The sequence below is a fragment of the Bacteroides sp. genome, from assembly GCF_052357945.1.
Lineage (GTDB): Bacteria > Bacteroidota > Bacteroidia > Bacteroidales > Bacteroidaceae > Bacteroides.
Genome location: NZ_DAWCXD010000015.1, coordinates 37,234 through 57,218, shown reverse-complemented (window position 1 = coordinate 57,218; position 19,985 = coordinate 37,234). Strand labels below are relative to the sequence as shown.

14 protein-coding genes are annotated in these 19,985 nt (G+C 39.1%); 12 read left to right on the top strand and 2 right to left on the bottom strand.

The window, feature by feature from the left end; genetic code table 11:
* Positions 1-202 precede the first annotated feature (202 nt).
* The 4 genes from leuS (at position 203) to ACT8YW_RS05675 (ending at position 5,556) form a co-directional block, all read left to right on the top strand.
* The gene (gene leuS / locus ACT8YW_RS05690) at positions 203-3,037 is read left to right on the top strand and encodes a leucine--tRNA ligase (RefSeq protein ID WP_444104301.1); all 2,835 of its coding nucleotides are present in this window, start codon (positions 203-205) and stop codon (positions 3,035-3,037) included.
* Between the two features lie 95 nt (positions 3,038-3,132).
* Positions 3,133-4,050, top strand: a complete 918-nt coding sequence (locus ACT8YW_RS05685) for a YitT family protein (protein WP_004314158.1) — start codon at positions 3,133-3,135, stop codon at positions 4,048-4,050.
* 50 nt (positions 4,051-4,100) lie between these two features.
* On the top strand, positions 4,101-4,682 hold the full coding sequence (locus ACT8YW_RS05680; RefSeq protein WP_444104303.1) for a non-canonical purine NTP diphosphatase: 582 nt from the start codon (positions 4,101-4,103) through the stop codon (positions 4,680-4,682).
* A gap of 31 nt (positions 4,683-4,713) precedes the next feature.
* On the top strand, positions 4,714-5,556 hold the full coding sequence (locus tag ACT8YW_RS05675; protein WP_444104300.1) for an OmpA/MotB family protein: 843 nt from the start codon (positions 4,714-4,716) through the stop codon (positions 5,554-5,556).
* A 152-nt stretch (positions 5,557-5,708) separates the two neighbouring features.
* Here ACT8YW_RS05675 and nadA read toward each other — a convergent pair whose 3' ends face one another.
* On the bottom strand, positions 5,709-6,647 hold the full coding sequence (nadA, locus tag ACT8YW_RS05670) for a quinolinate synthase NadA (RefSeq protein ID WP_004316098.1): 939 nt from the start codon (positions 6,645-6,647) through the stop codon (positions 5,709-5,711).
* A 501-nt stretch (positions 6,648-7,148) separates the two neighbouring features.
* Here nadA and ACT8YW_RS05665 point away from each other — a divergent pair.
* The gene (locus ACT8YW_RS05665) at positions 7,149-7,676 is read left to right on the top strand and encodes an RNA methyltransferase (protein WP_004302816.1); all 528 of its coding nucleotides are present in this window, start codon (positions 7,149-7,151) and stop codon (positions 7,674-7,676) included.
* Positions 7,677-8,037: 361 nt separating this feature from the next.
* Here the strand turns inward: ACT8YW_RS05665 and ACT8YW_RS05660 are convergent, their stop codons facing one another.
* Positions 8,038-8,616 (bottom strand): DUF4294 domain-containing protein, encoded by a 579-nt coding sequence (locus ACT8YW_RS05660; protein WP_004302817.1) that lies wholly within the window; start codon positions 8,614-8,616, stop codon positions 8,038-8,040.
* A gap of 144 nt (positions 8,617-8,760) precedes the next feature.
* Here ACT8YW_RS05660 and ACT8YW_RS05655 point away from each other — a divergent pair, with 144 nt between their 5' ends.
* The 7 genes from ACT8YW_RS05655 to ACT8YW_RS05625 all read left to right on the top strand — a co-directional run bounded on the left by ACT8YW_RS05655 (position 8,761) and on the right by ACT8YW_RS05625 (position 19,976).
* Complete coding sequence (locus tag ACT8YW_RS05655) at positions 8,761-10,809, top strand: helix-hairpin-helix domain-containing protein (protein WP_444104299.1); 2,049 nt, start codon at positions 8,761-8,763, stop codon at positions 10,807-10,809.
* 43 nt (positions 10,810-10,852) lie between these two features.
* A complete protein-coding gene (locus tag ACT8YW_RS05650; RefSeq protein WP_444104298.1) occupies positions 10,853-11,362 on the top strand; it encodes a sigma-70 family RNA polymerase sigma factor in 510 nt (169 codons plus the stop codon).
* Positions 11,363-11,393: 31 nt separating this feature from the next.
* A complete protein-coding gene (locus tag ACT8YW_RS05645; RefSeq protein ID WP_444104297.1) occupies positions 11,394-12,572 on the top strand; it encodes a FecR family protein in 1,179 nt (392 codons plus the stop codon).
* Between the two features lie 132 nt (positions 12,573-12,704).
* On the top strand, positions 12,705-16,058 hold the full coding sequence (locus ACT8YW_RS05640) for a SusC/RagA family TonB-linked outer membrane protein (RefSeq protein WP_444104296.1): 3,354 nt from the start codon (positions 12,705-12,707) through the stop codon (positions 16,056-16,058).
* 16 nt (positions 16,059-16,074) lie between these two features.
* Positions 16,075-17,598 carry a RagB/SusD family nutrient uptake outer membrane protein gene (locus ACT8YW_RS05635; protein ID WP_444104295.1) on the top strand — a complete coding sequence of 508 codons (1,524 nt, stop codon included), beginning with the start codon at positions 16,075-16,077 and terminating at the stop codon, positions 17,596-17,598.
* A gap of 9 nt (positions 17,599-17,607) precedes the next feature.
* Positions 17,608-18,291 carry a DUF4843 domain-containing protein gene (locus ACT8YW_RS05630; protein WP_373173483.1) on the top strand — a complete coding sequence of 228 codons (684 nt, stop codon included), beginning with the start codon at positions 17,608-17,610 and terminating at the stop codon, positions 18,289-18,291.
* 17 nt (positions 18,292-18,308) lie between these two features.
* Positions 18,309-19,976 carry a PKD-like family lipoprotein gene (locus ACT8YW_RS05625; protein ID WP_444104294.1) on the top strand — a complete coding sequence of 556 codons (1,668 nt, stop codon included), beginning with the start codon at positions 18,309-18,311 and terminating at the stop codon, positions 19,974-19,976.
* Positions 19,977-19,985 lie beyond the last annotated feature (9 nt).

The following is a 19,985-nucleotide window of genomic DNA, read 5'->3' as shown; positions in this document are numbered from 1 at the left end:
TTTCGCACATCCACCTATTGAACTTATGTCACAATATTTATATCTTTCATTATTAATTTTCTATTTTTAATTTCCCCAAATATACGAAATAAAAACGATAAAGTCAATAGAGAAAGCGTGGTTATCTGAAAATAAACACGTAAATTTGTGCCTCGAATTAGAAATAACAGTATAAATCACTATAAATAAAAACTTTATCACTATGGAGTACAATTTCAGAGAAATTGAAAAGAAGTGGCAGAAAAGGTGGGTAGAAGAGAAAACCTACCAAGTTACGGAAGATGATTCGAAGCAAAAATTTTATGTACTAAACATGTTTCCTTATCCATCAGGAGCCGGCCTACACGTAGGTCATCCGCTGGGATACATTGCTTCGGATATTTACGCCCGTTACAAACGACTGCAAGGCTTCAATGTACTCAACCCGATGGGATATGACGCTTACGGTCTGCCGGCAGAACAGTATGCCATCCAAACCGGACAGCATCCTGCTATCACTACCGTCAACAATATCGACCGCTACCGCGAGCAGTTGGACAAAATAGGTTTCTCTTTCGATTGGAACCGTGAAATCCGTACTTGCGACCCGGAATATTATCACTGGACCCAATGGGCTTTCCAAAAAATGTTCAACAGCTATTATTGCAACGACGAACAGAAAGCCCGTCCTATCGAAGAACTGGAGAAAGCCTTCGCCATCTACGGAAACGAAGGACTCAATGCCGCTTGCAGCGAAGATATCAGCTTCACTGCCGAAGAGTGGAACGCCAAAAGCGAAAAAGAACAGCAGGAAATCCTGATGAACTATCGCATCGCTTATTTGGGTGAAACAATGGTAAACTGGTGTGCTGAATTAGGAACTGTATTGGCGAACGACGAAGTAGTGGACGGAGTCAGCGAACGTGGCGGCTACCCTGTTATACAAAAGAAAATGCGTCAATGGTGTCTGCGTGTATCTGCTTACGCACAACGCCTGCTCGACGGATTAGATACGATCGACTGGACAGATTCTCTGAAAGAAACTCAAAGAAACTGGATCGGACGCTCGGAAGGTGCTGAAGTGCAATTCAAAGTAAAAGACAGTGATCTCGAATTCACCATTTTCACCACTCGCGCAGATACAATGTTTGGTGTCACCTTCATGGTATTGGCTCCGGAAAGCGAACTGGTGGCACAATTAACTACTCCTGAACAAAAAGCAGAAGTAGATGCTTACCTTGACCGTACCAAAAAACGTACGGAACGCGAACGTATCACCGACCGCAGTGTTACCGGTGTATTCAGCGGCTCGTATGCCATCAACCCGTTCACAGGTGAAGCAGTGCCCGTCTGGATCAGCGATTACGTATTGGCCGGATACGGAACAGGTGCTATTATGGCTGTACCTGCACATGATAGCCGCGACTATGCATTCGCCAAACATTTCGGACTGGAAATTCGCCCGTTGGTAGAAGGTTGTGATGTAAGCGAAGAAAGTTTCGATGCCAAGGAAGGTATCGTTTGCAACTCTCCGCGTCTTGATGTTACTCCTTATTGCGATCTTTCGCTGAACGGACTGACTATCAAAGAAGCGATAGAAACAACCAAGAAATATGTAAAAGAACATAATCTGGGACGTGTGAAAGTGAACTACCGTCTGCGTGACGCTATCTTCTCACGCCAGCGTTACTGGGGCGAACCGTTCCCTGTTTACTATAAAGACGGAATGCCTTACGTGATCGACGAAAACTGTCTGCCACTGGAACTTCCGGAAGTAGCTAAATTCCTGCCTACCGAAACAGGTGAACCTCCATTGGGACACGCTACTAAATGGGCTTGGGACACAGTAAACAAATGTGTAGTAGAAAATGAGAAGATTGACAATGTAACTGTCTTCCCGCTGGAATTGAACACCATGCCGGGATTCGCCGGTTCTTCGGCATACTATCTCCGTTACATGGACCCACGCAATCATAAAGCACTGGTTGATCCGAAAATCGATCAGTACTGGAAAAATGTAGACCTTTACGTAGGTGGTACCGAACATGCTACCGGACACTTGATCTACTCTCGTTTCTGGAATAAATTCCTGCACGATGTAGGTGTATCTATCATAGAAGAACCATTCCAGAAGTTAGTAAACCAGGGAATGATTCAAGGTCGCAGTAACTTTGTATATCGTATCAAAGACACCAATACTTTCGTTTCGCTGAACCTGAAAGATCAGTACGAAGTTACCCCTATTCACGTAGACGTAAATATCGTATCTAATGATATTTTGGATCTGGAAGCATTCAAAGCATGGCGTCCTGAATATAAAACGGCCGAGTTTATCCTCGAAGACGGAAAATACGTTTGCGGATGGGCAGTTGAAAAGATGAGTAAATCAATGTTCAATGTTGTCAATCCGGATATGATTGTTGAAAAATACGGTGCGGATACACTTCGTATGTACGAAATGTTCCTTGGCCCGGTAGAACAATCCAAACCGTGGGATACAAACGGAATTGACGGTGTACACCGTTTTATCCGCAAATTTTGGTCGCTGTTCTACAGCCGTACAGACGAATATCTGGTAACGGACGAACCTGCAACAAAAGAAGAATTGAAGAGCCTTCATAAATTGATTAAGAAGGTGACAGGTGATATTGAACAGTTCTCTTATAATACATCTATCAGCGCATTCATGATTTGTGTAAACGAACTCTTCAACCTGAAATGCAGCAAAAAAGAGATTTTGGAACAGCTCATTATCACTCTTGCACCTTTCGCTCCGCATGTTAGCGAAGAGCTGTGGGATGTACTGGGACACGAAACTTCCGTATTCGACGCCCAATGGCCTGCATACAACGAAGAATATCTGAAAGAAGACACTATCAACTATACCATCTCTTTCAACGGAAAGGCACGTTTCAATATGGAATTTGCAGCAGATGAAACTTCGGAAGCTATCCAGGCGGCAGTATTAGCCGACGAACGTTCACAGAAGTGGATTGATGGCAAGACTCCGAAGAAAGTCATTGTCGTTCCGAAAAAGATTGTAAACGTTGTTGTTTAAAAACAAATTAGGCACGGATTACGCAGATAACACGGTTTTGATTAATTAGAACCACGAAATCCGTGTAATCCGTGCCTAACATAATTATAAATCCTATGCATAAACTGACAAAAGCGGAAATAATGAGAGAAGTGAAAGATTATATCTACATCACTCTCGGATTGATAAGCTATTCTTTAGGATGGGCAGCATTCCTTTTACCCTATCAGATAACTACCGGAGGAACTACCGGTATCGGGGCTATTATCTATTATGCAACAGGATTCCCAATCCAATGGTCATACTTCATCATTAATGCAGTGCTGATGACCTTCGCAATCCGGGTATTAGGTCCAAAATTTAGTATAAAAACCACTTATGCTATTTTTACGCTGACTTTTCTGCTTTGGTTATTCCAGTTAGTAGTGAACAATTACGTAGAAGCACCGGATATGACGCCGGACGGTAAACCGTTGTTACTCGGTACAGGGCAGGATTTCATGGCCTGCATTATCGGTGCAGCCATGTGCGGTGTAGGTCTGGGTATCACTTTCAACTACAATGGAAGTACGGGTGGAACAGATATTATCGCCGCTATCGTCAATAAATACAAAGATGTATCACTCGGACGAATGATTATGATTTGTGATGTATTCATTATCAGTTCCTGTTACTTTATATTTCATGACTGGCGCCGGGTTATTTTTGGTTTCGTCACCTTATTCATCATTGGCGTAGTGCTCGATTGGATTATTAACAGTGCCCGTCAATCGGTTCAATTCTTCATCTTCTCCAAGAAATATGATGAAATAGCCGACCGTATCATTAAAGACGCCGACCGGGGAGTAACGGTACTCGACGGTACGGGATGGTACAGTAAAAACAATGTGAAAGTGTTGGTAGTACTTGCCAAGAAACGTCAGTCACTCGAAATTTTCCGTTTGGTAAAACGCATTGACCCGAATGCTTTTATCTCTCAAAGTTCCGTTATCGGTGTGTATGGCGAAGGATTCGATAAGCTAAAAGTGAAATAATAACCGGTTGATAAGTATTGAACAACCCTGTTAAAACAAAAAATAAGATGATGAAACGCAAACTTGTATTTGCTACCAATAATGCTCATAAACTGGAAGAAGTAGCCGCTATCTTGGGAGATCAAGTAGAATTACTAAGTCTCAATGATATCGGTTGCCAAACGGATATTCCCGAAACTGCTGAAACACTGGAAGGAAATGCGTTATTAAAATCTTCCTATATTTTTAAAAACTATCATCTGGATTGTTTTGCCGATGATACGGGATTGGAAGTGGAAGCCTTGAACGGCGCTCCCGGAGTCTATTCCGCCCGCTATGCAGGAGGTGAAGGACACGACGCCCAGGCTAATATGCTCAAACTTCTTCACGAACTGGACGGAAAGGAAAACCGTAAAGCGCAATTTCGCACCGCTATTTCTTTGATACTGGACGGAAAGGAGTATCTCTTTGAAGGAGTGATAAAAGGCGAAATAATCAAAGAAAAACGTGGTGATTCCGGATTTGGCTACGATCCTGTATTCATGCCTGAAGGTTATGACCGGACTTTTGCCGAATTGGGAAATGATATAAAAAACCAAATCAGCCATCGTGCACTGGCTGTACAGAAACTTTGTGAGTTTCTGCAAAGCTGATTATACATACCCACTTAAAATATAAAACACAATGAAGAAAATTACTTTATTTACTTTACTTACGCTCCTATTGTGTACTTCGTGTGTAACAAAAAAGAAGTTCATGCTTGCAGAGATGGCAGCCACCGCAAGCAAAGACAGTCTGCAAGAGTTGTTGAATAACTCCCGCGAAGTTGGTAACCAGCTATCGGCACAAGTCAAAAACCTCTTGCGTGATACGACCAAGATGGGGAATAGTATCCGCCAATATCAGAGTATGTTGAATGTCAACATGACTGAACAGGAAAAACTGAATGCGCTGTTGAGCCAAAAGAAAAATGAGCTGAACGAAAGAGAACGCACGATCAATGAATTGCAGGACATGATTAAGGCGCAAAACGATAAAGTACAAAACCTTTTGAGTAATGTAAAAGACGCATTACTTGGTTTTAGTACTGACGAGCTGACCGTTCGCGAGAAAGACGGAAAAGTATATGTAGCGATGTCCGACAAATTATTATTCCAGTCAGGAAGTGCTCGCCTGGACAAACGTGGAGAGGAAGCTCTCGGCAAACTGGCCGAAGTACTGAACAAACAGACGGACATCGACGTATTTATCGAAGGACATACGGACAACAAACCGATCAATACTGTACAATTCAAAGACAACTGGGATTTAAGTGTGATCCGTGCCACTTCCGTAGTTCGTATCCTCATCAAGAATTATAATGTGAATCCTTTGCAAATTCAGCCTAGCGGCCGCGGTGAATATATGCCTGTTGACGATAACGAAACAGTAGAAGGCAGAAGTAAAAATCGCCGTACGGAGATTATCATGGCCCCAAAGCTGGATAAGTTGTTCCAAATGTTGCAGACTTCGGAAGAAGCAAAATAAAAACAATCTTATTTGATATAAAAATCGAGCGTCTCACTTTAATTTTGAGACGCTCGATTTTTATTATACCTATATTGATACAGTTAACAGTTTTCTGTATAGTCATTAACCGAATACTTTTAATTCAATAACAGAAACTACTTTAAAGTAGATTATAATCCCAATTTCGCCGAAATCTCCAACATTCGCTGAATCGGCTTCACTGCTTTCTTCGCTACTTCCGGATCTACCGTTATTTCCGGTGCTTCATTCTTCAGACACTCATAGAGCTTCTCTAACGTATTCAACCGCATGAAACTACACTCGTTACATCCGCACGTACTATCGTTCGGAGGAGCAGGAATAAACGTCGTCTGCGGACACTTCTTCTGCATCTCATGCAAAATCCCTGATTCGGTAGCCACAATATACGTGTTTTCCGGATGGTTCACGGCATACTTCAACAAAGCAGCTGTAGATCCTACCACATCAGCCAGTTTCAATACTGTGCTCTTACATTCGGGATGTGCCAGCACTAATGCTTCGGGATGCTGCGTCTTCAATTCCACAATCTTTTCAACAGAGAACTGTTCATGCACATGACAGGCACCGTCCCAAAGCAACATATTCCGGTTCGTAACTGAGTTGATATAATTCCCCAGATTCCTATCTGGGCCAAAGATTATTTTCTCATCTTTTGGGAAACTTTCCACGATCTGCTTCGCATTGGTGGAAGTCACCACCACATCAGTCACCGCTTTCACCGCAGCTGTTGTATTGACATAAGAAATAACGGTGTATCCCGGATGCTCTTTGACAAACTGCGCAAACTGATCCGCCGGACAACTGTCCGCCAACGAACAACCTGCCGCCATGTCGGGCACCAGCACTTTCTTGTCCGGACAAAGCACTTTTGCCGTTTCCCCCATAAAGTGGACGCCACACATCACAATAATGTCCGCTTCCGTTTTGGCTGCCCATTGAGCCAATGCCAAACTGTCGCCAACATAATCGGCGATGTCTTGTATTTCCCCCTTCTGGTAGTAGTGTCCCAGAATGATTGCATTCTTTTCTTTCTTTAGCTCGTTAATAGCCTTTATGAGTTCATTCATAATAATATTCTTATTTCTTTCCTTTTAAAAAAAATCCTTTGTTAGTGATGATAGCCTGTTAATAATGTTAGCAAATAAATATGATTTTTCTTGCCGGATAAGTTATTAGTCCATACTTCTGTTTTATGAGTTGGTTATGAACTGATGTAAAGGACAAGATATTCTATCCTACTTACTTCATTATCAATGAAAGCATCGTTAAATACCATCAAATGGAAGTTTGCTATTAACTCCCTGTTGATAAAGTGCAAAGTTAAAAACTTTATGGATATAAACAGGCAGATAAGTGCTGAAAAATATGTTTATGTCTGTGTAGAAAGTTTTGGGTTAGTTTTTTGGAATGTTCATAACGAAGGCCTCTTATACCTTCTTTTGAATAATGCAAGAATTATTTTTCAAAATCTTTGCCGATAGTTTTGACAGGTTTTAAACCGTTATCAACACCTTGTTAACTGAAAAGAATTACCTTTGTGGACAAGAACATAATAAAAGAAAAGACGTATGCGTAAACTGAAAATAACAGAACTGAACCGTATCAGTGCCGAAGAGTTTAAACAGGTTGAAAAACTGCCTCTGGTAGTAGTGCTGGATGATATTCGTAGTTTGCACAATATAGGTTCTGTGTTCCGTACTTCGGATGCTTTCCGTATTGAATGTATCTATCTGTGTGGTATAACGGCCACTCCTCCACACCCTGAAATGCATAAGACTGCACTGGGTGCAGAGTTCACTGTCGACTGGAAGTATGTTAATAACGCTGTTGATGCTGTTGATAACCTCAAAAACGAAGGGTATATCGTTTATTCTGTAGAACAGGCGGAAGGAAGCATTATGTTGGACGAACTGGAACTGGATAAGACTAGAAAATATGCTATCGTAATGGGAAACGAGGTGAAAGGGGTACAACAAGAGGTTATTGACCATTCGGATGGTTGTATAGAGATTCCTCAATACGGAACGAAACACTCTTTGAATGTTTCCGTAACAACCGGTATTGTGATTTGGGATTTGTTCAAAAAGTTACGTTAATAGCCATAATATAGGATTGGTTAATAAGTTGTTTATAACGAGTTAATATCTTAGTTAATTCATTTATAATCAATAACTATGTATTGTTTATAACTATATGGAGCCATGTTGATTCTATGGGTATTGGGTAGTTATTATTATAGTTGTTGATAGTGCGTTTTCAGGCTGTTAATACTTGAGTTGTCAGGTATTAATAGCCTATATGATAAGTATTAATAGCTGGGAACTCAAGTATTAACTTCTGAGAAAACAGAAATTAATACCTTGCAGGAAGCTTGTTAATTCTTGAAATGATAACTAGTAGGGTTGAGTAGTTGATAAATTGGCTTATAAGGTTGATAAACTTATAAGCCGATTGATTTTAGATCTGTCCGTTCTCTACCATCAACACCACACGTTCTGTTAGTTTATCCTCACCTTGCGGATCATATTCTTTTTTTAAACTGGCTCCGAATAATGCAGCAAAAGTCTGATAGAATCCCGCTTTGAAAGGTCCCATAAATGCTTTCACCAGTTCATAGCTGGTAGAATTGCTTTGGCGGTCTATTAATTTAATCAACAGTTTTCCCTGTGCAAAAGAAAGTTTCTTCATTCGGGGAGTATATTGCTCTTTCAATCCTTTTTCAACCCGTTTGATATGTTTTTGACGGGCTTTCTCATTGGGTAATGTCTGAAGATATTCGTAAGTTTCGATGATGGCTTGGTTAATTTCTCTGGAGATAGGATATACCTTTTTCACATTGCGGATCAGGCGATAATATTCCTGGCGTTCTTTTTCATTCTTGAATTTCAACGGACGGAAAATATACACAGTTCTTAACTGGACACATGGAATGGTATCTCCATTGTAGATACACATCGGAACCAAATATCCATTGATGCTTTGTTTTTCTTGAGCTTGCAGGCGCAACGAACAACAAACAATAGCAAACAGCGTCATTACTACTATGTTAAGCCTCCTTTTCACGATACAAAAATAGAATTAAAATTTTATTATTCAGACATTTCTCTTCGATGTTAACCTATTTAAAGTATCTTTGCGGCCTTATCTGTTAAAAAGCAGGAAGAATAAACCATTTTATTGATGAAAACTATTCAACTTTTACGGTTGATAAGTATTATAAACAGCCTGTTAATAATTCCTGCTTGTAGTGCTCAAAACCTTTCTGAAAGTCTTTTAGAAGATGTTCTTGAAGATTTATCTGTTAATAACGATATTAATAACTCTGTTAATACTCTTAATTGGGAAAATGAATTGGAAGAACTTTCCAATCGTATGCAAGAACCAGTTAATTTGAATGTTGCTACCCGTGAACAACTCGAACAGTTTCCTTTCCTTAGTGATATTCAGATTGAACATCTGTTGGCCTACATCTATATACATGGACAGATGAAAACCATCTATGAACTTCAACTGGTAGAAGAGATGGATAAGCAAACAATCCAATATTTACTGCCTTTCGTCTGTATAAAAGCTATTAACAATGAATCTGCTTTCCGGTGGAAAAGCCTGTTGAAAAACGCAGCGAAGTATGGAAAGAATGAACTGTTAACCCGCTTTGATATACCATTTTATAAACGAAAAGGTTATGAACATACCTATTTAGGACCTTCTGTTTATAACTCTGTGAAATACAGTTTTCGGTATAGTGACCAGCTCTATGCAGGAGTCGTTGCTGAAAAAGATGCCGGAGAACCTTTTGGAGCTTTACACAATCGCTACGGCTATGATTATTATTCCTTTTATCTGTTATTAAAAGATTGTGGACGATTAAAAGCATTAGCTGTTGGTAACTATCGGCTTAGTTTCGGACAAGGTCTGGTGATTAGTACTGATTATTTGATGGGAAAAACAGTTTACGCTTCTTCTTTCAATAACCGTAATAGCGGGATAAAGAAACATTCTTCTGCTGACGAATACAACTATTTTCGAGGAGTAGCTGCCACTGTTTCTTTGACAAAAGATTGGGATATTTCTGGTTTCTATTCACACCGTTCTCTGGATGGAGTAATTACTGATGGAACAATCACTTCTATCTACAAAACCGGGCTGCATCGAAGTCAAAAGGAAGCGGATAAAAAGAACCTGTTCACCATGCAATTAACAGGTGGACACGTGAGTTATCAACACAACCGTATCCGATTGGGTATCACCGGTATTTACTACCTTTTCAACCGACCATACGAACCGGAATTAACAGGTTATTCCAAATACAATCTTCATGGAAATAACTTCTATAATCTGGGAATAGATTATGCTTACCGATGGCATCGTTTTTCTTTTCAGGGAGAGACGGCAATCGGAAAACAAGGTTGGGCTTCTTTGAATCGTTTGCAATATTCACCGGTTCAAAACACTCAAATCATGTTGATACATCGGTTTTATTCTTATAACTATTGGGCTATGTTTGCCCATTCATTCGGTGAAGGAAGTACGACACAAAATGAACAGGGATATTATATCGGCTTGGAAACTTCTCCTTTTGCTTATTGGAAGTTTTTCGCCTCATTCGATTTATTTTCCTTTCCGTGGAAAAAATACAGAGTGAATAAACCCTCCCGCGGAACAGATGGTCTGTTCCAAAGCACTTTTACTCCATACAGCAATTTATCCATGTATCTAAGGTATCGTTATAAACAAAAAGAGCGTGACTGGACAGGTAGTAAAGGAACACTAACACTTCCTATTTTTCACCATCAACTTCGCTATCGTTTGAACTATTCTTTAGGAGATGTGTTAAGCAGTCGTACAACTTTAGATTATAATCATTTTCATTCTCAGGACAGAGCTGCTAATAAAGGGTATCAGGTTACACAAATGATATCCTCCCAACTGCCTTGGGCCAGGCTGTTTGCTGACGTTCAGGGCAGTTACTTTTTTACAGACGATTATGACTCGCGTGTATATGCTTCGGAAAGCGGATTGCTTTATACGTTTTATACTCCGTCTTTTCAAGGTCGTGGATTCCGGTGTAGTATCCGTTTGAGATATGAACTGAACAAACACTTTCTATTGATAACTAAGTTTGGCGAAACAGTCTATTTAGACCGGAACGAGATTGGTTCCGGTAATGATTTAATCTGTGGAAATAAAAAAGGAGATGTACAAATGCAACTGCGTATTAAGTTTTAATGTATATTTGTCTGCCAAAAATAACAGAAGAATACGATATTAAATGAATGACAGGGCTACTTTTGACAAAATGTTTAATGAATGGTATGCACAGTTTGTATATTTTGCATATTATTTTATAAATGACGTTGAGGTATGCAGAGATATCGTAAGTGATGCTTTTGAGTATTTGTGGCGTAATTATGAAAAGATAGAAGAAGCGACGGCTAAAACTTATCTTTATACAATCATTCGTACACGTTGCATTGACTATCTTCGCAAGCAAAATATCCATGAAGAATATGTAGAGTTTACTTCGCAATTAACTGATAAAATGATAGAAGTCGATTCACAACATTCTGATTCTCGTGTTTTGCGTATTCGTAAAGCTATGGAAAAGTTGACTCCTTATAATTATCATATATTGGAAGCATGCTATATTCATAATAAGAAATATAAAGAAGTGGCCGAAGAATTGAATGTAAGTGTTGCGGCTATTCATAAGAATATAGTAAAGGCTTTGCGTATTCTTCGTGAAGAATTGGGTCAAGAGGGTAACCGGAATAGACTTTAAAACGTAAATATATATATTGAATACATTATTTATGGATGAAAAGAATATAAATATAAGTAAGTCGGAAGAAGAACTCCTGGAAATTATGGAGAATCGTTCTCATATAACTGCTGATCAATTACATAATTTGAAAGAAGATGAGGAGTGCTTGCAAGCATGTTCTGATTTGGCAGAAATTGTAATAGAGATGCAGAAAAAACAAAATATGCTGGCAATTGATGTCCGGAATGAACTGGCAGATTTTCATAATAAACATTCTAAAAATGATCGAAGAAAAAATACACGCATACTGTTGTGGGCTAGTGTCACAGGTGTAGCGGCGACTGTTGTCATAATTTTAGTTTTGCGTGCAATGATGATTTCGTCGCAACCGGAAATCATTAAAGTGTTTCAAGCCAATCATGTTGCCCAACAAGTCACTTTACAAGTGAATGATGAGAAGGAAATCAAGCCATTAAAAGAAGTAATAGAATCTCTTTCGTCTTCCTCCACTGCACAGTTGTCTTCTAAAGAAATAGATTATAGTCGTGCTCTTCTTCAGACAGAAACCAAGGAAGTAGGAAAGCAGAAAGTACAGATACATAGATTAAGTATTCCCAGGGGAGAGACATTCAAAGTTGTTTTATCCGAAGGGACTGAAGTCTTCTTGAATTCGGACAGTCGTCTGGCTTATCCTACGGTTTTCAAAGGAAAAGAAAGAGTTGTCTCTTTGGAAGGTGAAGCCTATTTTAAAGTTGCTAAAAATGCAGAACATCCTTTTATAGTGAAAAGTGGAAATCTACAGGTTCGTGTATTGGGAACGGAATTTAATGTGCGTAGTTACTCTCCTACTGATGTCCGTGTTACGCTCATTACAGGAAAAGTGGCTGTTAGCGATACTTGTGGCGTTCATACTGTTGAAATGATGCCGGGACAAAGTGCGCAACTTTCTTCTAACGGAACATTTGCTGTGAACGAGGTGGATATTGAATCATTTTTGTATTGGAAGGAAGGATTTTTCTATTTTGACGATGTTGCTCTGGTTGACATGATGAAAGAAATAGGGCGTTGGTATAATATAGATATTGAGTTCCGCAATAGCAAAATCATGGATCTTCGTATGCATTTCTTTGCAAATCGTCATCAAGACATCTTTCACTTGATTGAATTATTGAATCGAATGGAGAGAATACATGCTTATTTTGAAACAGGAAAACTAATTATCGAATAAAAAGCAAGCAAAAAGATATAAATCTGAATAGAAAAATATATTTCTGAAAAAAAACTCTTTTAAGGGTAACCATTCTTTTTTAAACTTCGTATACAATTAAAAGAATGAAATATTATTTAACTATTCAGGCTTATGAAAAAGAATCAAGCACAGAAGTTCATTGTTTTATTTTTGCTTTTCCTTTTTGCCTATTCATGGCGTGCGGAAGCACAGACAGGCAAAGAAAAGCAACTAACAATGGAGTTTAAAAATGAAGGACTACCCTCTATTTTTAAACGTTTTGAAAAAGTATCGGGGTATAAAGTTCTTTTTATTTACGATGAAATTAGTTCTTATACTTCTACCGGAAAAGTAGAGAAAGCTACAGTTGATGAGGCATTGAAAGTGATTATTGGAAAAAATCCGTTGAAATATCACATTGACGGACAATTTATCAATATCACAAAAAAGGATTCTAAAAAGGTTTTTTCACAAGTAAAAGGAAAAGTTTTTTTCGAGGAAGACGGACTTCCGGTCATTGGCGCCACTATTATAGTGGAAGCTCCTAATAATATTCGTACTATCACAGATAATAATGGTAATTTTCAGCTCTCTGACGTTCCGAAAGATAGCCGGGTCAGAATATCGTACGTAGGTTTGGAAACCCAGTTCTTGCATTCTTCAGCTTATATGTCGATAGTGATGAAAGCTGATACGAAGGCGTTGGATGAGGTAGTGGTGACAGGTATGTTCAATAGGAAGAAAGAGGGATTCACCGGTTCTGCCGTTACTATCAAGGGGGAAGATCTGAAAAAGTATAGCACGAATAATGTGGCTAAAGCGATAGCCGCTGTTGCTCCCGGGCTTCGCATCATGGATAATATCAATATGGGGTCTAATCCGAATAATCTGCCTGATATGCGTATGCGTGGTGGTGCAAATATGGATATGGCTACACAGTCTGCGGTAGATTTTAATTCTACCAGTAATGACGTATTAGCAGTTCAGGGCGAATATGAGACCTATGCCAATCAACCGCTGCTTATCATGGACGGATTTGAAATCACTATACAGACACTTGCCGATATGGATCCTGACCGTGTTGCTTCTATCGTTGTGTTGAAAGATGCGGCAGCTACGGCTATTTACGGCTCGCGTGCGGCAAATGGAGTAATTGTTATCGAAAGCAAGACTCCCAAACCCGGACGGATTTGGGTGACTTATGGTGGGGAACTTCGTATTGAAGCTCCGGATATGACCGGGTATAACTTGATGAATGCAAGAGAGAAGATAGATGCAGAGTTGCAAAGCGGACTTTATACATACGGCGGCGAAACAGTTGAAAAATGGCAGCTCTATCAATCTAAATTGCGTGAAGTGCTGGCAGGAGTAAATACTTATTGGCTGGACAAGCCTTTGCAAACAGCTTTCCAACAACGACATACAGTTACGCTGGAAGGTGGTGACGAAGCCTTGCGTTATCGGATGTATGTCGGATATAATAGTTCTCCGGGTGTGATGAAAGACAGCAAACGTGATGTACTGACCGGTTCACTTGATTTTCAGTATCGTCTGAAGAAGGTGTTGTTAAAGAATAGTATTACGTTGGATAATTCGGTAGCTAATGAGTCTCCGTGGGGAAGTTTTAGTGAATATACCCGCTTGAATCCTTATCTGCGTCCGTATGGAGAGAACGGAGAAATACAAAAACGGCTTGATAATTTTGAAGGAGTGGGTGGTGAGTCGAGCTATTTGAATCCGATGTACAATACGACATTCAACAGCAAAGATCAAAGTAAAAACTTTACAGTACGTGAACTTTTCAAAGTGGAATATAATCCTACTAATGAATTACGGTTTGAAGGAGCTTTTAATCTGTCCAAGAGCGTAGGACATCGTGATATTTTTCGTCCTGCACAACATACGCTTTTTGATAATGTGACCGATCCTACCTTAAGAGGTGATTACCGCAGAAGTCAGAGCGAAGCTGTCAATTGGGGCATAGATTTAACAGGAAGTTGGAATAAGCAACTGGAAGATCACTACCTGACTGCTAATGCACGTATGAGTGTATTGGAGAATAATTCGGAAACCTATGGAAACTATGTAACCGGTTTTCCGAATGATAATATGGATAACTTGCTATTTGGTAAGAAATATAATGAAAAAGTGACAGGAGATGAGAGGACAACACGCTCCATTGGTTGGGTGGCTGCGGGAGGCTATTCTTATAAATATAAGTATTCGTTCGACTTTAATATACGCTTGGACGGTTCTTCTCAATTTGGAAAAAATAACCGTTGGGCTCCTTTCTGGTCAACCGGATTACGTTGGGATTTGAAAAAAGAGAACTTTTTGAAAGATGTATCTTTTATTTCTGATTTTATTTTGAGAGGTACATACGGCACGACCGGTTCCCAAGGTTTTGATCCTTATCAGGCACATGGTTATTATACATATTCCAATTTACTGCTTCCTTATTACTCATCGGATGCAACAGGTTCGGAAATCTTGGCTATGCATAATGAAAGTTTAAAATGGCAGACTACAAAAAGTACTAATCTTGCCTTGGAACTCGGTTTTTTCGATCAGCGTTTTACTGCACGTGTGGAATATTATCGGAAAATAACAGATAATATGGTTGCCAATATAAGTCTTGCTCCTTCTCTTGGTTTCAGCAGTTATCCGGAAAATCTGGGAAAGATAGAGAATAAGGGTTGGGAAATTTCTCTCTCGGCTATTCCTTATAAAAACCCTGCTAAACAAGCTTATTGGACAATTACAGTAAACGGTTCTCATAATACTGACAAACTATTGAAAATATCGGAAGCGATGAAATACAAAAATGATAAAAGTTCGTCAGATTTAAAAGATACGCCGTTGCCACGTTATGAAGAAGGTGAATCTCTTTCTCGTATCTGGGTAGTACGTTCATTAGGTATTGATCCGGCTTCCGGAGATGAAATATTATTGAAACGTAACGGAGAGATGACGAGTGCCGTTAACTGGAGTGCGAATGATGTAGTACCTATTGGTAATACAGAACCTAAATGGCAAGGATATATTAATTCTTCCTTTACATACAGAGGTTGGGGAGCAGACGTCAGTTTCAGGTATCAGTTTGGCGGTCAGGTATATAATCAGACTTTGCTTGACAAAGTGGAAAATGCTAATTTGAAATATAATGTAGATCGACGGGTAACTCAGCTACGTTGGGCGAAACCAGGTGATAAGGCACAGTTCCGTGCTCTTAATCCTAATGGTTTGGAAACGAAAGCCACTTCCCGGTTTATAATGGATGAAAATATATTCCAGGGAAGTTCGTTGTCTGTTTACTATCGTATGGATCGTACTAATACAAAATTTATTAGTCATTGGGGATTGAGTTCCGCTAAAGTGACGTTTAATATGGAAGACTTTTTCTATTGGTCTACAGTGAAACGCGAAAGAGGTTTGTACTATCCGTATTCCCGTCAGTTTACATTTGCTCTGAATGTTGCTTTCTAATTAAAAACCTATTTGTATGAAACAGATAATATATATACTATTAACAACAACAATGCTGGGACTTATGTCTTGCAGCGACTGGTTGGATGTATCTCCGAAGACTTCTATTCCTACCGACAAGCAATTTGAGTCGGAATCAGGATTTAAGGATGCGCTTACAGGTATTTATTTGAAGTTGGGAACCACGACATTATATGCTGGAGACTTGACTTATGCTTATTTGGATGAGTTGGCAGGATTATATTCCGATTATCCGGGGTATAATACAAATGCTGTTTTCGACCAAAGTATCGTATTCGATTATGAGAACATATTTTTGAGTAAGAAGAATGGGATTTACTCAACGATGTATAACATCATAGCCAATATTAATAACTTCTTGGAGTACGTAGACAAAAATAAAGATGTTTTAGTTACCGAACGATATTATGAAACTATGAAGGGAGAAGCACTCGGGCTTCGTGCTTTTCTTCACTTTGATTTGTTGCGTATGTTCGGTCCTGTTTATAAAGAACATCCTGCATCCAAAGCTATACCTTACCGTATTGCTTTTGATAAGGATGCCACTCCTGTTTTACCAGCCAGCGAAGTGGTTGATGCTATTCTCAAAGATTTGAATGACGCTGAAAAATTACTGAAAGAGAGTGATCCTCTTGATTTCTTTACCGATCAGACGGATGAAGATTTTATAGATAAAAATCATTTTCTTGTCAATCGTGAGTTTCGTATGAATTTATATGCGGTTAAAGCTATGCTGGCTCGTGTATATTGTTACAAAGGTGATGCGGAAAGTAAAGGATTGGCTACAGAGTACGCTAAACAAGTGATTGCTGCCTCTAAGTATTTTACATTGTACAAATCGCAGACTGCTTCCAATTACAATTCCATACGCTACGCAGAGCAAATCTTTGGAATAACAGTCAATGAATTCTCCAATTTGCTTATTGGTAATTATATGGATATGGAGAATACCAATACTCAGCAACATTTCTATCTGGATGGAGATAAATTTAAATTCTTCTATGAAACTGCCGATGCAGGGAATACTGACTGGAGAAAAAATGCGGAAATGTTTGAGGTTATTAATGGGGCAAGTCGGACAGATGTTTTTTGTAGAAAATATAATCAGAAACCTTTGAATGGCGGATATGCTTATTCCGGTGCTGACGCTATCCCTTTGATACGCTTACCCGAAATGTATTATATTGTAGCAGAATGTGTTCCTTCTGCATCGGAAAGTGCTGACGCGTTAAATACCGTACGTTTTGCACGTGGTATCTCTTATAGTGATGAAATACCGACTACCGGATATGATGACCTTGATAATACTTCGGAAGAAGACAAAAACCAGACTAAACGTATTAATGAGATAATGAAAGAATATAGAAAAGAATATTTCGCGGAAGGTCAACTTTTCTATTTCTTGAAAGCGCATAATTATAGCACTTATTATGGTTGTGGGATTGAAACGATGACTGAAGCCCATTATCAGATGACGTTGCCGGATGACGAGTATATTTTTGGAAACAACTCTAAATGATGAAGCATTATGAAACGTATTATATATTTTGTTTTAGCTATTCTTGTTTGCGGCATTTATGTAGGATGCAGTGAAAACGAGATAGACTTATATGACCAGACACCTCGTATCAATTTCTATGGTAGCACTACGCATGTCCGTACTTTGGTTGATACGGATTATGTGAAGAAAGAACCTTATGCTGTAGACAGTTTCGAGGTAAGAATACAAGGAGATTTTTTGAAAGAGAATCGTGATTTCTGTGTGAAAGTAACTCCGAATAATGATTATCAGAATTCAGTGGATGTATTATTGGAAAGCAAGTATACATATACTGACCTTGATACAGTTTGCCAGATATTCTATTATAAAATAAATCGTCCGAAAGTAGAGGCAGGTAGAAATGTTTATGGTTGTTATCTGGAGTTTGATTTGAATAACCCTCTTCATCAGTTTGATAAAGGTCTGGTAGAAAAGAATCAAATCGTTTTAAATGTCAGATGGGAGTTGAAACCGACCGAATGGAGTGATTATGTGGGATTTGGCAGCTATAGCGATGCTAAATATATGTTTATTATGGATGTATGTCAACGTGTATGGGATGATTTGGAAGATGAAGATATTGATGTAATCAAGCAAGCTTATAGAGAATATAAGGAGGCGGGGAATCCACCGATTTTAGGTGAAGAGGGTGATGAAATAGAATATGAATAAGATTAAAAAGAAACGTTATGAGGAAATATATCATCTGTATAGTAAGTTTTATCGGAGCGGCTTTATTGCAAACAGGCTGTTACGATGACAAGGGAGATTACGATTATCATGATGTAAATACGATGGATATCGTAATACCTGAAACGAAGGTACGTATGCCTAAAGAGGAAGCAGTCGAAGTTTCAATTATACCCGAGATTTCTCAGACTTTGGAGCAAAATGAGGAAAACCTTGTATTTCAATGGAAGAAAACAATCGAAGGAAAGAAAGCGGGGTCGGACAGACTTAGTGATTATAAAGATTATTCCGTAGGTAAAGAATGTAAAGTAACAGTCGAGCCTTATGAATCGGAAAATATAGGTTTGATGTTGGTCATTACGGATAAAAAGAATGGAACAACCTGGTATCAGATAGGTGAAGTTGCAATTATTCGTCCTTTAAATCCTTGCTGGTTTGTATTGCAGGAAAAAGAAGGAAAGGGAGTATTAGGAGCGATAGAGGGTACTCCGGAAGGATATTATGTTTATCCGGATGTCTTTAAATCAGAACTGAATCAGTCATTTCCGTTAGAAGGAAAACCTTTGGCGGTAAGTGCAAGAAAAAACTATGGAGATTCGTTTTTAAGTAATATGCTGGGTGGTTTTGGTTTTAAAGTAAGTCCGGCGTTAATGGTGGTAACCGATCGGGACTTGGCCTTGTTGACTCCAAGTACTTTAATAACGAGATATCCGTCGAATAAAATACTTTTTGAACCGACTGGAAAAGGGGAACCGTTGAATATCGAGCTCTATAAGATGAGTACTCATGGTGAATTGTTTGTAAATAGTGGAAAAGCATATTGTGCTCCTATGGATGGATTTTGTGTACCATTCTCGGTAAAAAAAGAAAGTGAGTTTCCCGCTATTTCCGCTTATGGTTCGTATGGAGGAGGCTATTTGTTTTTTGATTCTGAAAGTCATTGTTTTCTTAGTGCATCTATTCCGGGGGTTGGTGATTATATGGGGAATCAGGCTACTCAAAGTATACGTAATTATGGTACTAAATGGAGTGACCAGAAGCCTGTATCCACGTATTCAATGTCAGACGAATCTAATTTGTTTGATCCGGATGTAATTGATCCGTCTTTAGAAGTACATGATATTGTTACGGGTGGAAATTGGGGAAATTCTGCTTATGCGATTGCTTCTCCTCGGAACGGAAAAGAGCTGACTGTGTTTAAATTCAGTGCGCAAGATGAAGATCCGATTTGTGCTGCCCGGTATGCGATTGCTTTACCGTCCGAAGTAAATGTAGAAACAGCAAAATTTGCAGCTTCTTACGCGTATACGGCAAACCTTATATTTATGACATCGGGTAATAAATTATATCGCATTGATCTTGACCGCGGAAGAGCAATTGAACTTTATACTTATGAAACTGATCCGTCAGCACAGATAGTTAGTTTAAAATTTAAGGACCCTGAAAGTGTGAGAGAGGAAGATGACGATGAGGAAACGGGCGAATATAAGGAGAAACTAGGTATGTCTCTCGGGTTGGGTATCAATACTGCTGACAAAGGTGTAGTTGTAGAATTGCAATTGACAGTGGCGGGCGATGTAGCTCGTGAAGAAAACAGCATTTGTGTTTACGAAGATCCCGATCAGCCTATTGGGAAGATTGTTGATATTAGCTATAATTATGAATAGTATAAACCG

Excerpts from the sequence above, each read along its gene's own strand:
- ACT8YW_RS05665 (WP_004302816.1), top strand. The coding sequence starts at position 7,149 with ATGCGTAAACTGAAAATAACAGAACTGAACCGTATCAGTGCCGAAGAG.
- ACT8YW_RS05630 (WP_373173483.1), top strand. The coding sequence starts at position 17,608 with ATGAAACGTATTATATATTTTGTTTTAGCTATTCTTGTTTGCGGCATT.
- ACT8YW_RS05680 (WP_444104303.1), top strand. The coding sequence starts at position 4,101 with ATGAAACGCAAACTTGTATTTGCTACCAATAATGCTCATAAACTGGAA.
- ACT8YW_RS05635 (WP_444104295.1), top strand. The coding sequence starts at position 16,075 with ATGAAACAGATAATATATATACTATTAACAACAACAATGCTGGGACTT.
- ACT8YW_RS05675 (WP_444104300.1), top strand. The coding sequence starts at position 4,714 with ATGAAGAAAATTACTTTATTTACTTTACTTACGCTCCTATTGTGTACT.
- ACT8YW_RS05685 (WP_004314158.1), top strand. The coding sequence starts at position 3,133 with ATGCATAAACTGACAAAAGCGGAAATAATGAGAGAAGTGAAAGATTAT.
- ACT8YW_RS05640 (WP_444104296.1), top strand. The coding sequence starts at position 12,705 with ATGAAAAAGAATCAAGCACAGAAGTTCATTGTTTTATTTTTGCTTTTC.
- ACT8YW_RS05645 (WP_444104297.1), top strand. The coding sequence starts at position 11,394 with ATGGATGAAAAGAATATAAATATAAGTAAGTCGGAAGAAGAACTCCTG.
- nadA (WP_004316098.1), bottom strand. The coding sequence starts at position 6,647 with ATGAATGAACTCATAAAGGCTATTAACGAGCTAAAGAAAGAAAAGAAT.
- ACT8YW_RS05655 (WP_444104299.1), top strand. The coding sequence starts at position 8,761 with ATGAAAACTATTCAACTTTTACGGTTGATAAGTATTATAAACAGCCTG.
- ACT8YW_RS05660 (WP_004302817.1), bottom strand. The coding sequence starts at position 8,616 with ATGACGCTGTTTGCTATTGTTTGTTGTTCGTTGCGCCTGCAAGCTCAA.
- ACT8YW_RS05625 (WP_444104294.1), top strand. The coding sequence starts at position 18,309 with ATGAGGAAATATATCATCTGTATAGTAAGTTTTATCGGAGCGGCTTTA.
- ACT8YW_RS05650 (WP_444104298.1), top strand. The coding sequence starts at position 10,853 with ATGAATGACAGGGCTACTTTTGACAAAATGTTTAATGAATGGTATGCA.
- leuS (WP_444104301.1), top strand. The coding sequence starts at position 203 with ATGGAGTACAATTTCAGAGAAATTGAAAAGAAGTGGCAGAAAAGGTGG.